The organism is Allobosea sp. GW821-FHT03A12 (genome assembly GCF_058986765.1).
Genome location: NZ_JBYSVZ010000006.1, coordinates 417,492 through 430,052, shown reverse-complemented (window position 1 = coordinate 430,052; position 12,561 = coordinate 417,492). Strand labels below are relative to the sequence as shown.

General features: G+C 67.0%; 13 protein-coding genes and 1 tRNA gene. 9 read left to right on the top strand and 5 right to left on the bottom strand.

Translation table 11 applies throughout. The features are described from left to right. Positions 1-16: 16 nt before the first annotated feature. The 3 genes from pstB (at position 17) to phoB (ending at position 2,419) form a co-directional block, all read left to right on the top strand. Entirely contained in the window at positions 17-817 is an 801-nt protein-coding gene (pstB, locus tag AC3WLC_RS24435; RefSeq protein ID WP_137883970.1) for a phosphate ABC transporter ATP-binding protein PstB, read from the top strand. A 37-nt stretch (positions 818-854) separates the two neighbouring features. Further along, positions 855-1,580 carry a phosphate signaling complex protein PhoU gene (gene phoU / locus AC3WLC_RS24430; RefSeq protein ID WP_493686502.1) on the top strand — a complete coding sequence of 242 codons (726 nt, stop codon included), beginning with the start codon at positions 855-857 and terminating at the stop codon, positions 1,578-1,580. Between the two features lie 140 nt (positions 1,581-1,720). Continuing rightward, a complete protein-coding gene (gene phoB / locus AC3WLC_RS24425) occupies positions 1,721-2,419 on the top strand; it encodes a phosphate regulon transcriptional regulator PhoB (protein ID WP_092160030.1) in 699 nt (232 codons plus the stop codon). A 9-nt stretch (positions 2,420-2,428) separates the two neighbouring features. Here phoB and AC3WLC_RS24420 read toward each other — a convergent pair whose 3' ends face one another. Both AC3WLC_RS24420 and AC3WLC_RS24415 read right to left on the bottom strand, forming a co-directional pair. Further along, the gene (locus AC3WLC_RS24420; protein ID WP_493686501.1) at positions 2,429-2,749 is read right to left on the bottom strand and encodes a YnfA family protein; all 321 of its coding nucleotides are present in this window, start codon (positions 2,747-2,749) and stop codon (positions 2,429-2,431) included. Between the two features lie 77 nt (positions 2,750-2,826). Continuing rightward, complete coding sequence (locus AC3WLC_RS24415) at positions 2,827-3,378, bottom strand: GcrA family cell cycle regulator (RefSeq protein WP_493686500.1); 552 nt, start codon at positions 3,376-3,378, stop codon at positions 2,827-2,829. A 546-nt stretch (positions 3,379-3,924) separates the two neighbouring features. Here AC3WLC_RS24415 and AC3WLC_RS24410 point away from each other — a divergent pair. The 3 genes from AC3WLC_RS24410 to AC3WLC_RS24400 are packed head-to-tail and all read left to right on the top strand — an operon-like array spanning position 3,925 to position 7,066. Beyond that, on the top strand, positions 3,925-5,136 hold the full coding sequence (locus AC3WLC_RS24410) for an aspartate aminotransferase family protein (RefSeq protein ID WP_493686499.1): 1,212 nt from the start codon (positions 3,925-3,927) through the stop codon (positions 5,134-5,136). Between the two features lie 2 nt (positions 5,137-5,138). Continuing rightward, positions 5,139-6,068 (top strand): ornithine carbamoyltransferase, encoded by a 930-nt coding sequence (gene argF, locus AC3WLC_RS24405; protein ID WP_493686498.1) that lies wholly within the window; start codon positions 5,139-5,141, stop codon positions 6,066-6,068. Next, positions 6,068-7,066, top strand: a complete 999-nt coding sequence (locus tag AC3WLC_RS24400) for an Hsp33 family molecular chaperone (protein ID WP_493686497.1) — start codon at positions 6,068-6,070, stop codon at positions 7,064-7,066. Before argF ends, AC3WLC_RS24400 begins: the two co-directional genes overlap by 1 nt. 122 nt (positions 7,067-7,188) lie before the next feature. Here the strand turns inward: AC3WLC_RS24400 and argE are convergent, their stop codons facing one another. Both argE and apaG read right to left on the bottom strand, forming a co-directional pair. After that, complete coding sequence (argE, locus tag AC3WLC_RS24395; protein WP_493686496.1) at positions 7,189-8,367, bottom strand: acetylornithine deacetylase; 1,179 nt, start codon at positions 8,365-8,367, stop codon at positions 7,189-7,191. Then, positions 8,364-8,756 carry a Co2+/Mg2+ efflux facilitator ApaG/CorD gene (gene apaG, locus AC3WLC_RS24390; RefSeq protein WP_493686495.1) on the bottom strand — a complete coding sequence of 131 codons (393 nt, stop codon included), beginning with the start codon at positions 8,754-8,756 and terminating at the stop codon, positions 8,364-8,366. The genes argE and apaG overlap by 4 nt, the downstream gene beginning before the upstream one ends. Before the next feature lie 241 nt (positions 8,757-8,997). Here apaG and AC3WLC_RS24385 point away from each other — a divergent pair, with 241 nt between their 5' ends. The 3 genes from AC3WLC_RS24385 (at position 8,998) to AC3WLC_RS24375 (ending at position 10,909) form a co-directional block, all read left to right on the top strand. After that, a complete protein-coding gene (locus AC3WLC_RS24385) occupies positions 8,998-10,164 on the top strand; it encodes a 2'-deoxycytidine 5'-triphosphate deaminase (protein ID WP_493686494.1) in 1,167 nt (388 codons plus the stop codon). Positions 10,165-10,410: 246 nt separating this feature from the next. Further along, complete coding sequence (locus AC3WLC_RS24380) at positions 10,411-10,707, top strand: hypothetical protein (RefSeq protein WP_291677847.1); 297 nt, start codon at positions 10,411-10,413, stop codon at positions 10,705-10,707. A 127-nt stretch (positions 10,708-10,834) separates the two neighbouring features. Beyond that, positions 10,835-10,909 (top strand) — tRNA-Gly (locus AC3WLC_RS24375). A 91-nt stretch (positions 10,910-11,000) separates the two neighbouring features. Here the strand turns inward: AC3WLC_RS24375 and AC3WLC_RS24370 are convergent. Continuing rightward, entirely contained in the window at positions 11,001-12,554 is a 1,554-nt protein-coding gene (locus AC3WLC_RS24370; protein WP_493686493.1) for a SpoVR family protein, read from the bottom strand. Positions 12,555-12,561: the final 7 nt, after the last annotated feature.

Genomic DNA, 12,561 nt, shown 5'->3' with positions numbered 1-12,561 from the left:
CGGAAGGACCATGCAGATGCTCTCGACCCTGGAACTGAGCCCGCAGACGCTGGATGCCGAGGCTCCCGTCCGCATCGCCGTCAAGAACCTCGATTTCTACTACGGCGAGCACAAGGCGCTGAAGAACATCAACCTCGACTTCCGCGACCGGCACGTCACCGCGCTGATCGGCCCGTCCGGCTGCGGCAAGTCGACCCTGCTGCGTATCTTCAACCGGATCTACTCGCTCTATCCCGAGCAGAAGGCCACCGGCGAGATCCTGCTCGACGGCCGCAACATCATCTCCAACAACGTCGACGTGAACGAATTGCGTTCGCGCATCGGCATGGTCTTCCAGAAGCCGACGCCCTTCCCGATGTCGATCTACGACAATGTCGCCTTCGGCATCCGCCTCTACGAGAAGCCGCCGAAGTCGGAGCTCGACGACCGTGTCGAAGGCGCGCTGCGCCGCGCCGCCCTCTGGGACGAGGTCAAGGACAAGCTGAAGAGCTCCGGCATGGGCCTCTCCGGCGGCCAGCAGCAGCGCCTCTGCATTGCCCGCACCATCGCCCAGAAGCCCGAGGTCATCCTGTTTGACGAGCCGACCTCGGCGCTCGACCCGATCTCGACCGGCAAGATCGAGGACCTGCTGGAGCAGCTGAAGAGCGACTTCACCATCGTCATCGTCACCCACAACATGCAGCAGGCGGCGCGCATCTCGCAGTACACCGCCTTCATGTATCTCGGCGAGGTGATCGAGTTCGACGCGACCAACACCATCTTCATGAACCCGCACAAGAAGCAGACGCAGGACTACGTCACCGGCCGTTTCGGCTGACGTCCTCAGCGCCAGCCAGCACCGAAGGATACGCCCGATGTCGGATCAACATATCGTCCGCTCCTACGATGCCGATCTCGAGGGCCTGCGCCGCAGCCTCGCCGAGATGGGCGGCATGTCCGAGCGCATGCTCGGCGACTCCACCGTGGCGCTGGTGCGCCGCGACACCGCGCTCGCCCAGAAGATCATCAGCGCCGACCAGCGCCTCGACAATCTCCAGCGCGAGGTCGAGGAGAAGGCGGTGCTGACCATCGCCCGCCGCCAGCCGCTGGCCAACGACCTGCGCGAGCTGATCTCGGCGATCCGCATCGCCGCCGACATCGAGCGCGTCGGCGACCTCGCCAAGAACATCGCCAAGCGCGCCGTCGCGATCTCCGGCCAGTTCTCGCCGCCGCATCGCGCCGTGGTCGGGCTGGAGCATATGAGCCGCCTGGTCCAGGCCCAACTCAAGGACGTGCTCGACGCCTATGCCGCCAGCAACGAGCAGAAGGCGATGGAGGTCTGGCGCCGCGACGACGAGATCGACGCGCTCTACACCTCGCTGTTCCGCGAGCTCCTGACCTATATGATGGAGGATCCGCGCAACATCACCTTCTGCACGCATCTCCTGTTCTGCGCGAAGAACGTCGAGCGCATCGGCGACCATACCACCAACATCGCCGAGACCATCCACTACCTCGTCACCGGCCAGTCCATCGACGAGACCCGGCCGAAGCTCGACACCACCAACATCCTCGTCGACCTGCCGGCGGCCAATGGCTGAACCGGCGGGCGGCGCGCTTTCCGTTCAGCCGGAATCGGCTGAACGATCAGAATTCGCGCAGTTGAAAAGTTGGAGCATGTTCTGATCGCAAAAGTGGTTTCCACTTTTGCGGAACAGGCTCCGAGCGAAAGCGAGACGTAATGCCTGCACGCATCCTGATCGTCGAGGACGAGGAGCCGCTCACCCTGCTGCTGCGCTACAATCTCGAGGCCGAGGGCTTTGAGGTCGACAGCGTGGCGCGTGGCGACGACGCCGAACTGCATCTGCGCGACCATACGCCCGATCTCGTCCTGCTCGACTGGATGCTGCCGGGCCTCTCCGGCATCGAGCTCTGCCGGCGTCTGCGCACCCGCCGCGACACCGAGCGCGTGCCGATCATCATGCTGACTGCCCGCGGCGAGGAGACCGAGCGCGTGCGCGGCCTCGCCACCGGCGCCGACGACTATGTCGTCAAGCCGTTCTCGCTGCCCGAGCTGATCGCCCGCATCCAGGCCCTGCTGCGTCGCGCCAAGCCCGGCCATGTCGCCGGCCTGCTCGCCGCCGGCGATCTCGAGCTCGACCGTACGACGCGGCGCGTCCGCCGTGCCGGCGCCGAACTGCATCTCGGCCCGACCGAGTTCCGTCTGCTCGAATTCCTGATGCAGGCGCCGGGCCGGGTCTATTCGCGGGCGCAGTTGCTCGATGCCGTCTGGGGCCGCGACGTCTATATCGACGAGCGCACCGTCGACGTCCATGTCGGGCGTCTGCGCAAGGCGATCACGCCCGCCAACGCCAAGGACCCGCTGCGCACCGTGCGCGGCGCCGGCTACGCCTTCGATGAGACGTTTGCGCGCGGCTGAGCGCTTCGATCAGCGCGGCGCGGCGATGATCACCGCCGCGCCGGCGAGGCAGAGAACGGCTCCCGCGAGATCATAGCGATCCGGCGCGACCTTCTCGACCAGCGCCATCCAGGCCAGCGACGCCATGATGTAGATGCCGCCATAGGCGGCGAAGGCGCGCCCGGCGGCGGGGCTGTCGACCAGGGTCAGCAGCCAGGCGAAGACCGCGAGAAAGACGAGTCCCGGCAGCAGCCACCAGACCGGCTTGTCGAGCTTCAGCCAGGCCCAGAAGGCGAAGCAGCCGGCGATTTCCGCCAGCGCCGCGGCGGCATAGATCGCCAGGGTCGTCATGGGCGCTCCCACTCATTCCAGCCATGAAAAAGCCGGCCACGAGGGCCGGCTTTTCAGCGTCCAAACATGCCGCCCACTCAGGCGCGAATGGCCTTGCGGTCGCGGCGGCGGTCGGCTGCCGGCTGGTAGGCGATGCGGGCGTGATAGGCGCAATAGGGCAGGCCGGTGGCGCTGCGGCCGCCGCAGAAGCGGAACTCCGGCGTGGTCGGGTCGCCCATTGGCCAGCGGCACATATATTCGCGCAGGTCCATGATCGTGACCCGCTCGGAGAACGGCACGACCACGTCCTCGGCCGGCGCCGGAGCGCGTTCGACCTGGGCTTCGGCTTCGATCTGTGGCGCGAACTGCGGGGCGAGCGCGGTGTTGCCGCGGGTCAGGCCTGCGTTGCCACTGCTCTGGTGGCCGGCCGGATGGCTCGGCGGACGGGCGGCCGGCTTGCGCGGACGCGGCGCGGCAGAGCCCGGGCTCTTGGCCCGGCCGGACAGGCCGAGGCGATGGACCTTCCCGATGACGGCGTTGCGCGTGACATTGCCAAGCTCGGCGGCGATCTGGCTCGCGCTCAGGCCGTCATTCCAGAGCTTCTTGAGCAGTTCGACGCGTTCGTCGGTCCAGGCTCCGGCTTCGGTCATGGGGTTGCACCTGTCTTCGTCATGCTCCGCCAGCAAGCCGGCGAGGCATAGGGAGAGATCATGGCGGAATCCGATACCGGCAGCGCCCGTCGCTAAACGGAAGCCGTTACGCCCGGAACTGACGATACAGGAGACGCCGCACGAGATGTCGTATCTGACGAAGAAGACCATACAAGATGGCCTGACTCGGCCACAAGAGTCGCCGAATCGTAATTCGGCTTTTCCCCAGCCAATCGCCGCAGATGGTCCGGCAGTGAGTCCAATCGGCAACGCTGCCGCGAGGTCAGCCGCAATTGACAGGGCCGGGCCGGTTTTGCATAGTCTCACGACGCAGCCGCCCTCAAGGGGCGGCGCTTATGTTTTTGAGCGATCGGGATTTTCCTTCGATGCGGCTTGACGCGCGACGAGACGGCGGGAACGGCCAGCGACGATAATGTCGCCGGCGGGTCGCATCGTGCCGGCATCATGCCGCCTTGCGTCCCACCCTGCCGTTCCCGGCCCGAGATTCCGCGCTACCCTCCTGTCTCGCCGCAAGGATTTCGCTCGATGAGCACCGCTTCCGCTTCTTCCGTTCTCCTGCCGACCTATGCCCGGGCCCCGATCGCGCTCGAGCGCGGCGAAGGCGCCTGGGCGATCACCGCCGATGGCACCCGCTATCTCGATTTCGGCGCCGGCATCGCCGTCAATTCGCTCGGCCACGCCCATCCGCATCTGGTCGAGGCGCTGACCCAGCAGGCTCAGCGCATCTGGCACACCTCGAACCTCTACACGATGCCCGACGGCGAGAAGCTCGCCCGCCGGCTCTGCGAGGCGACCTTCGCCGAGCGCGTCTTCTTCACCAATTCGGGCGCCGAGGCGAACGAGTGCGCGATCAAGATGGCGCGCAAGTACCACGCCGCGAAGGGCCATCCCGAGCGCTACCGGATCGTCACCTTCGAGGGCGCCTTCCATGGCCGCACGCTCGCGACCATCGCCGCCGGCGGCCAGCAGAAATACATCGACGGCTTCGGCCCGAAGGTCGACGGCTTCGATCAGGTGCCATTCGACGACGAGGCGGCGCTGAAGGCCGCGATCGGGCCTGAGACCGCCGCGCTGATGATCGAGCCGATCCAGGGCGAGGGCGGCCTGCGCTCGGTGCCGATGCGCTTCCTCAGGCGCCTGCGCGAGCTCTGCGACGAGCACGGCCTGATGCTGATCTTCGACGAGATCCAGACCGGCGTCGGCCGTACCGGCAAGTTCTTCGCCTATGAGCACTATGGCGTCGCGCCCGACATCATGTCGATCGCCAAGGGCATCGGCGGCGGCTTCCCGATGGGCGCCTGCCTCGCCACCGAGGAGGCCGCCTCCGGCATGACGCTCGGCACGCATGGCACCACCTTCGGCGGCAATCCGCTCGCCATGGCGGTCGGCAACGCCGTGCTCGATGTCATCCTGGCGCCTGGCTTCCTCGACCATGTCCAGAAGACGGCGCTGCGCCTGCGCCAGTCGCTGGCCCAGCTCAAGGACCAGCATCCGCAGGTGATCGAGGAGATCCGCGGCGAGGGGCTGATGCTCGGCCTCAAGCTCAAGACCCTGAATACCGATTTCGTCGCCCAGGCCCGGGCCGCCGGCCTGCTCGTGGTCGCGGCTGGCGACAATGTCGTGCGCCTGCTGCCGCCCTTGATCATCGGCGAGAGCGATGTGGCCGAGGCGGTGGCGCGGCTCGACAAGGCGGCAGGTGCGGTCGAGGCGGAGCTCGCCCGGCCGGCGGCGGAGTGAGCATGATGTCTGCGACGCGTCATTTTCTCGATCTCTCGGATTTCTCCGCCGGCGAGCTGAGGTCGATCCTCAAGGCCGGCGAGGAGATCAAGGCCCGCAGGCGCACGCCGGCGGCAGCCGGCGACCGCCTGCTCGAGGGCAAGGTCATCGCCATGATCTTCGAGCAGCCCTCGCTGCGGACCCGCGTCTCCTTCGATGTCGGCATCCGCGAGCTCGGCGGCTCGCCGATGATGGTGACGGGCCAGGAGATCGAGCTCGGCGAGCGCGAGACCATCGCCGACACCGCCCGCGTGCTGTCGCGCTATGTCGATGCGATCATGATCCGGATGCTCGACCATGATTCCGTGGTCGAGATGGCGAAATACGCCACCGTGCCGGTGATCAACGGCCTGACCAAGCGCCAGCACCCCTGCCAGGTCATGGCCGATGTCATGACCTTCGAGGAGCGCAAGGGCTCGATCAAGGGCAAGCGCATCGCCTGGACCGGCGACACCAACAATGTCCTGACCTCCTGGGTCCATGCCGCCGGCCGGCTCGATTTCGAGCTCGCCATCGCGACGCCCGAGGAGCTGGCGCCGCCGCCGGCCCTGCTCGACTGGGCCCGCAAGCAGGGCGCGAAGCTGCAGTTGACCACTCGCCCCGAGGCGGCGGTCGAGGGCGCCGATTGCGTCATCACCGATTGCTGGGTCTCGATGGGCGACGAGGAAGGCACGCGCCACAACCTGCTGCGGCCCTACCAGGTCGATGAGCGCCTGCTCGGCCGTGCCGAGAAGGATGCGATCTTCATGCACTGCCTGCCGGCTTCGCGTGGCGAGGAAGTGACCGATCAGGTCATGGACGGCCCGCAATCGGCCGTCTTCGACGAGGCCGAGAACCGGCTGCATGCCCAGAAGGGCATCCTGGCCTGGTGCTTCGGCGGAGTGGCGGCCTGATGGCGGACGCTTCGCCCGCGGGCGCACCCGACGATCGGGTGCTGCCTTTCGCCGTGCCGGAGCTCGACCTGCGTGGCCGGGTCGTCCGGCTCGGCGCTTCGCTCGACCAGGTCCTTGAACGGCATCATTATCCCGAGCCTGTCGCGCGCGTCGTCGCCGAGGCGGCAGCACTGACCGTCATGCTCGGCACGACGCTGAAGGGCGAGGGGCGCTTCCAGCTCCAGACCAAGAGCGACGGGCCGGTCTCGATGCTGGTCGTCGATTTCAACGCGCCTGACTGCTACCGCGCCATGGCCCGCTACGACGCCGACCGTCTGGCGGCGGCGGTCGACGCGAACGCGACCTCGACTGGCGAGCTGCTCGGCAAGGGCCACCTCGCCATGACCGTCGACCAGGGCACGGATGCGACGCGCTATCAGGGCATCGTCGCGCTCGACGGGCAGAGCCTGGAAGAGGCCGGCCATCAATATTTCCGCCAGTCCGAGCAGATTCCGAGCCGGATTCGCTTGGGCGTCGGCACGGTCTTGACCGGCGGCGGCCTCGCCTGGCGTGCCGGCGGGCTGATCGTCCAGTTCATGCCGACCTCGCCAGAGCGCCTGCGCGCCGCCGATCTCCACCCTGGCGATGCGCCCGAGGGCCATGAGATTCTCGCCGCCGGCGACGATGACGGCATTACCGACGACGCCTGGGCCGAGGCGCGCTCCCTCGTGGGGACGATCGAGCATCACGAATTGCTCGATCCGCTCCTGGAGAGCGAGCGCCTGCTCTACCGGCTCTTCCATGAGCGCGGTGCCCATGTCTTCGAGCCCGTCGCGGTGCACGAGGCCTGCCGCTGCTCGCGCGAGCGCGTGCTCGGCATGCTCAAGGGGTTTTCGGCGGACGACCGCAAGGCGATGATCGCCGATGACGGCTCGCTCGGCGTCACCTGCGAATTCTGCTCGCGCCGCTACGAGTTTGATCCGGCCGAGGTCGAGGCGGAGATTTCGGCGGGGGAGTGAAGGGCTCGGCGTCATGCTCGCCCTTGTGGCGAGCATCTCAGGCCGGAGAAGCCTCCGTCTAGCGCCTCCTCGTCAGGAGATTCTCGGGTCTGCGCTGCGCTTCGCCCGAGAATGACGGCGCTTCAGCCCACCCGGCACTCCGCCATCAGCTTGCGCATGAAGGCCTCGCCCGCGGCGAACTGCTCCAGCGTGATGTATTCGTCCGGCTGGTGCGCCTGGTCGATCGAGCCGGGGCCGCAGACGATCGTCGGCAACCCTGCGCGCTGGAAATGCCCGGCCTCGGTGGCGTAGGCGACGGCGATGGTGCGGTTGCGACCGGCAAGGCGCATCACCAGCGTCTCGGCCTCCGAGCCGGGATCGGGGGCAAGGCCCGGCACGTCCGAGCTCATCACCGTCTCGATCGTCGCCGACGGTGCGGTCCTGCGCATCCGCGCCAGCACCTCGTCCGACAGCTTGGCGAAGCGGGCCGGCACCTCCTCGGGATCGGAGCCCGGCAGCGTGCGCACCTCCCAGGCGAGGTCGCAGCGATCGGCCAGGATGTTGCGGGCGATGCCGCCATGGAACTTGCCGATATGGACGGTGTCATAGGGCGGATCGAAGCGGCCGCTCTCGTCGATCCGGCCCTCGCGCTCGTCGGCCATGGCGACGAGGCCGGCGGCGAGGCGGGTGCCGGCATGGACGGCGCTGGCGCCGAGATGCGGCTTCGAGGAGTGCGCGGCAAAGCCGGTGATCGCGGTGAAGAAGGTGCGGATGCCCTTATGCGCATCGGCGAGTTCGAGCGAGGTCGGCTCGCCGACGATGACGGCGCGTGGGCGTGGCAGGCTCTTGCCCATCGCGGCGATGCCGTCGACGACGCCGAGGCAGGTCACCTCCTCGTCATAGGAAAAGAACAGGTGGATCGGCGTCTTGAGGTCTGCGGCGAGGAAATCCGGCACCAGCGCCAGGGCCAGCGCGACGAAGCCCTTCATGTCGACCGAGCCGCGGCCATAGGCTTTGCCGTCCTCGACATGCAGGGTGAACGGATCGCGCGACCAGGCCTGGCCCTCGACCGGCACGACGTCGGTATGGCCGGAGAGGACGATGCCGCCCTTGTCCTGCGGGCCGATCGTGGCGAACAGCGCCGCCTTGTCGCCGGTCGCGTTCGGGAAGCGCACGGACGGCACGCCCCAGCCGGTGAGGTATTCCTCGACGAAGGCGATCAGGTCGAGATTGGATTTGTGGCTCACCGTGTCGAAGGCGACGAGGCGGGCGAGCATGTCGAGCGGCTGGTAGCGCTGCCCGGTTGGGGTTGCGGTCGTCAATGCAGAACCTTCTTTACATAGGGCGAGTCGAGCGGGAACAGCGGCACCTCGACATCGAAGCGCGCGCCGTCCTCGCCGAGCATGGCATAGACGCCCCGCATGCTGCCGTCGGGCGTCATCAGCGGGCAGCCGGAGGTGTAGCTGAAGCGCTCGCCGGGCTGCAGCACCGGCTGCTGGCCGATCACGCCCTCGCCGCGGACCTCATGGACCTCGCCGCGCCCGTCGGTGATGACCCAGTGGCGCGTCATCAACTGCATGGTGCGCGACGAGAGGTTCTCGATCTCGATGGTATAGGCCCAGAAATAGCGGCTCTGGTCCGGCGTGGACTCGTTGTCCATGAACTTGGGCGAGGCGGTGACGCGCACGCCATGCGTTTCGGCCTGGTACATGATCGCGGCTCCGTGCCGTCTGCGCGCGGCGCGCGCCGGGGCGGCGGGAAGGCCTTGTTATGACCTGGGACGGCGCAGCGTCAATGCTGCCAACAGGCTGTAGAACCGATGACCCGCGGTTCCGGCATGTGGACAACCTGATGCCGGACTCGCCAGCGCCATCCCGGTGCGGCAGGAAGAACGATCAATCTCGCGGCGGGCCGCCTTTGCGCCGCACTCAACAAGGTGGTCTGATAGCGCCATGGCGACATCGCCCGACATGCTGGCTGAGATCGCGACCGCGCCGGCTTCGCTCGCCGGCCCTTCCGGCGTGCTGCCGCGCCAGGATATCCGCAAGCTCGTCCATCGCGGCATGGTCCGCTCGACCTCCGGCGCTTTCTCCGAGAGCCAGTACCAGCCGGCGAGCCTCGACCTCAGGCTTGGCCACAAGGCCTATCGCGTCCGCGCCAGCTTCCTGCCCGGCCCGAACAAGAGCGTCGCCCAGATGCTCGTCGATTTGACCCAGGACGAGGTCTCGCTCGAAGAGGGCGCGATCCTCGAGAAGAACTGCGTCTATGTCGTCGAGCTGATGGAGTCGCTGCACGACCTGCCGGCGACGATCTCCGCCTTCGCCAATCCGAAAAGCTCGACCGGCCGGCTCGACGTCTTCACCCGCCTGATCGCCGACCGCAGCGAAGCCTTCGACAGCGTCGCCGGCGGCTATTCCGGCAAGCTCTATGCTGAGATCTCGCCGTCGAGCTTCTCGATCAAGGTACGCAAGGGCAGCCGCCTCAACCAGTTGCGCTTCCGCCGCCGCGGCTCCGGCCAGGAGGAGGCGGAGGGCTTCCGCGTCTCCGATCGGGAGCTGCGCGAGGTCCATCGCCACACGGCTCTGGTCGATGGTCCCGCGACCATCCGCAACGGCCTGCTGTTCAGCATCCATCTCGGCGACGCCGAGGGCGAGGTCATCGGCTACCAGGCCCAGCGCTTCACCGATGTAATCGATGTCGACCGCGTCGGCGGCTACGAGATCGACGATTTCTGGACGCCGATCCCGGCCAAGCGCAAGCGGCTGATCCTCGATCCGCACCAGTTCTACATCCTCGCCTCGAAGGAGCGGATCCACATCCCGCCGGCCTTCGCCGCCGAGATGGCGCCGATCGATCCCGCAATGGGCGAGTTCCGCGTCCATTATGCCGGCTTCTTCGATCCGGGCTTCGGAGTCGGTGCCGGCGGCGTGCCCGGCAGCCGCGGCGTGCTCGAGGTCAGGAGCCATGAGGTGCCCTTCCTGCTCGAGGACGGGCAGGTGGTCGGGCGCCTCGCCTTCGAGCGCATGGCGGCCGAACCCGACGCCCTCTACGGCGCGATCGGCACCTCCAACTACCAGGGCCAGGCGCTGAAGCTTTCCAAGCATTTCCGCTCGGCTTGAGCGGCGATTTGGCGGCCGGCTCAACCCTTCCTTAGCCGCAAATCTGCAACTGGCGCAGGAAGATTGCCCGTTCGGCAACCTACCGGGCGACAAAATGGCGATTCCGTGTCAGATGGCAGCAAGCGCCGATGGCGTTGCCGGCCGCTGGCCGGCGGCGTGTTCATGCTTGTGTCACCGGCGGGAGGCTTCGACCGCCTTCCGTTTCATGGCTTTCGTGGCCAAACGTCTACAGGGAAAGGATTTCTCATGCGCGCCCTCATCATCGCCGGCGTTCTCGCCGCCGCCCTCGGCGGCTGCCAGAGCGTCGAGCAGTCGGCGGCCGAGTCGGACCAGGTCTGCCTCGATGCCGGCCACCGCCCCGGCACCCGCGCGTTCGAGCGCTGCCGCAGCGAGGTGTTCCAGAGCTTCCGCCGCTCCAACGCCCAGGCCAGCAACGCGGTCGCGGCCGGCGTCGTCGCCGGTGCGGTCGGTGGCGCGGTCATCGCCGCTTCGTCGCGCCGCCACTACGGCTACTATGGCTGCGGCTATTACGGCTGCTGGTAAGACGCCCCGCGTCTGAACCGAGCCGCGCCGGGCGACAGGGGCCCGGCGCGGTTTTTTCGTTTAGGACCGGAATCTCGGATCGACCGGCTTGCGGCGGGCAGTCCGGCCCGGCTATACGGACAGGCACGCGGGCGTAGTTCAGTGGTAGAACGTCAGCTTCCCAAGCTGAATGTCGTCGGTTCGATCCCGATCGCCCGCTCCAAATTTCCTTTGAAGATCGGCCGGTCGCGGCGTCTCCGCTCGGGCTGCATCACCAACCCGTTCCCATCGCCCATGCCTGCGAACCCGGCGGGTTACTGCGCCAGCTGGCTGCTGGAGCGCTCATAGACCGTCGTGCCAGTCTGCGCGTCGATGCCCTGCAGGCTGACCTCGTAGCCCCAGAGCCGCTGGACATGGCGCAACGTCGCCTCGCAGCTGCCGCCGTCCAGCACGATGCCGTCGCGGACCTTGTGCTGCAGGCGCAAATGCCGCTGGCCGAGCAGGTCGACATCGACGACCTGGATGTCGGTGTTGTTCGTCCCGATGTCGTATCTCTGGGCCAGAGCGGCGCGGATCTTCTGATAGCCGCGCTCGTTGTGGATCGAGGCGACGCTATAGAACGACTCGTTCGCCGCGTCGGAGAGCGTGAACAGCCGCCATTTCCGGATCAGCGCCGGGCTGAGATATTGGCGGATGAAGGATTCGTCGCGGTGGTTGGCCCAGGCATCGAGCAGGATCGTGCGCCAGTCGCCGCTGCCGGCGATCTCGGGAAACCAGTCGCGATCCTCCGCCGTCGGCTCGGTCGCGATGCGCTGGATATCCTGCATCATGTCGAGGCCGAGCGCATAGGGGTTGATGCCGGAAAAGCGGGGATCGTCGAAGCCAGGCTGGAAGATGACGTTCGAGTGGTTGCGCAGGATCTCCAGCATGGCGCCTTCACTGATCCGGCCGCGGTCGAACAGCGCATTCATCACGGTGTAGTGCACGAAGGTGGCGCAACCCTCGTTCATCACCTGCGTCTGCCGCTGCGGATAGAAATACTGGGCGATGACCCGGACGATCCGAAGAATCTCGCGCTGCCAGGGCTCGAGGATCAGGCTGGTCTTCTCCAGGAAATAGAGCAGGTTCTCTTCCGGCAGGTTGAGCGCCTTCTTGCGCTCGGCGATCAGGTCCGCATTCTCCGCCGCCGCCTTGGCGCCATCCGCCTGGCGCGGGAGCGTGCGCCAGAGGTCGTTATAGGTGCGTTCCTCATATTCCAGCCGCTCGCGCAGGCCTTCGCGCTGCTTCTCGGAGGAGAGCCGGGGCGGCCGGCGATAGCGGAACACGCCCTGGTCCATCAGCGCGTGGGCGGCGTCGAGCACGGACTCCACGGCTGCGACGCCGTGCTTCTCCTCGCAACGGGTGATGTAGCCCTTGGCGAAATCGAGATAGCCCAGGATCGCGTCGGCGTCGGTCCATTGCCGGAACAGATAGTTGTTCTTGAAGAAATGGTTGTGCCCGAGGGCCGCATGCGCCGTCACCAGGGCCTGCAGGGCCATGGTGTTCTCTTCCATCAGATAGACGATGCAGGGGTCGGAATTGATGACGATCTCATAGGCGAGGCCGCGGCCGCCCTTGCGGTAGTGCAGTTCGTGGTGGACGAAGTGCTTGCCGAACGACCAGTGGCGATACATCAGCGGCATGCCGATCGAGGAATAGGCGTCGAGCATCTGCTCGGAGGAGATCACCTCCATCTGGACCGGATAGATGTCGAGCCGCAGCTCCTCCTTCGCCACCGCCTCGATGACGTCATAGGTGTGCGACAGGGTTCCGAAATTCCAGTCCGAGCCGGTGAACAGCAGATCGGATCGGTGCGCGTGCCTGGGCATCGGCGCT

Excerpts from the sequence above, each read along its gene's own strand:
- pstB (WP_137883970.1), top strand. The coding sequence starts at position 17 with ATGCTCTCGACCCTGGAACTGAGCCCGCAGACGCTGGATGCCGAGGCT.
- phoU (WP_493686502.1), top strand. The coding sequence starts at position 855 with ATGTCGGATCAACATATCGTCCGCTCCTACGATGCCGATCTCGAGGGC.
- phoB (WP_092160030.1), top strand. The coding sequence starts at position 1,721 with ATGCCTGCACGCATCCTGATCGTCGAGGACGAGGAGCCGCTCACCCTG.
- AC3WLC_RS24420 (WP_493686501.1), bottom strand. The coding sequence starts at position 2,749 with ATGACGACCCTGGCGATCTATGCCGCCGCGGCGCTGGCGGAAATCGCC.
- AC3WLC_RS24415 (WP_493686500.1), bottom strand. The coding sequence starts at position 3,378 with ATGACCGAAGCCGGAGCCTGGACCGACGAACGCGTCGAACTGCTCAAG.
- AC3WLC_RS24410 (WP_493686499.1), top strand. The coding sequence starts at position 3,925 with ATGAGCACCGCTTCCGCTTCTTCCGTTCTCCTGCCGACCTATGCCCGG.
- argF (WP_493686498.1), top strand. The coding sequence starts at position 5,139 with ATGATGTCTGCGACGCGTCATTTTCTCGATCTCTCGGATTTCTCCGCC.
- AC3WLC_RS24400 (WP_493686497.1), top strand. The coding sequence starts at position 6,068 with ATGGCGGACGCTTCGCCCGCGGGCGCACCCGACGATCGGGTGCTGCCT.
- apaG (WP_493686495.1), bottom strand. The coding sequence starts at position 8,756 with ATGTACCAGGCCGAAACGCATGGCGTGCGCGTCACCGCCTCGCCCAAG.
- AC3WLC_RS24385 (WP_493686494.1), top strand. The coding sequence starts at position 8,998 with ATGGCGACATCGCCCGACATGCTGGCTGAGATCGCGACCGCGCCGGCT.
- AC3WLC_RS24380 (WP_291677847.1), top strand. The coding sequence starts at position 10,411 with ATGCGCGCCCTCATCATCGCCGGCGTTCTCGCCGCCGCCCTCGGCGGC.
- AC3WLC_RS24370 (WP_493686493.1), bottom strand. The coding sequence starts at position 12,554 with ATGCCCAGGCACGCGCACCGATCCGATCTGCTGTTCACCGGCTCGGAC.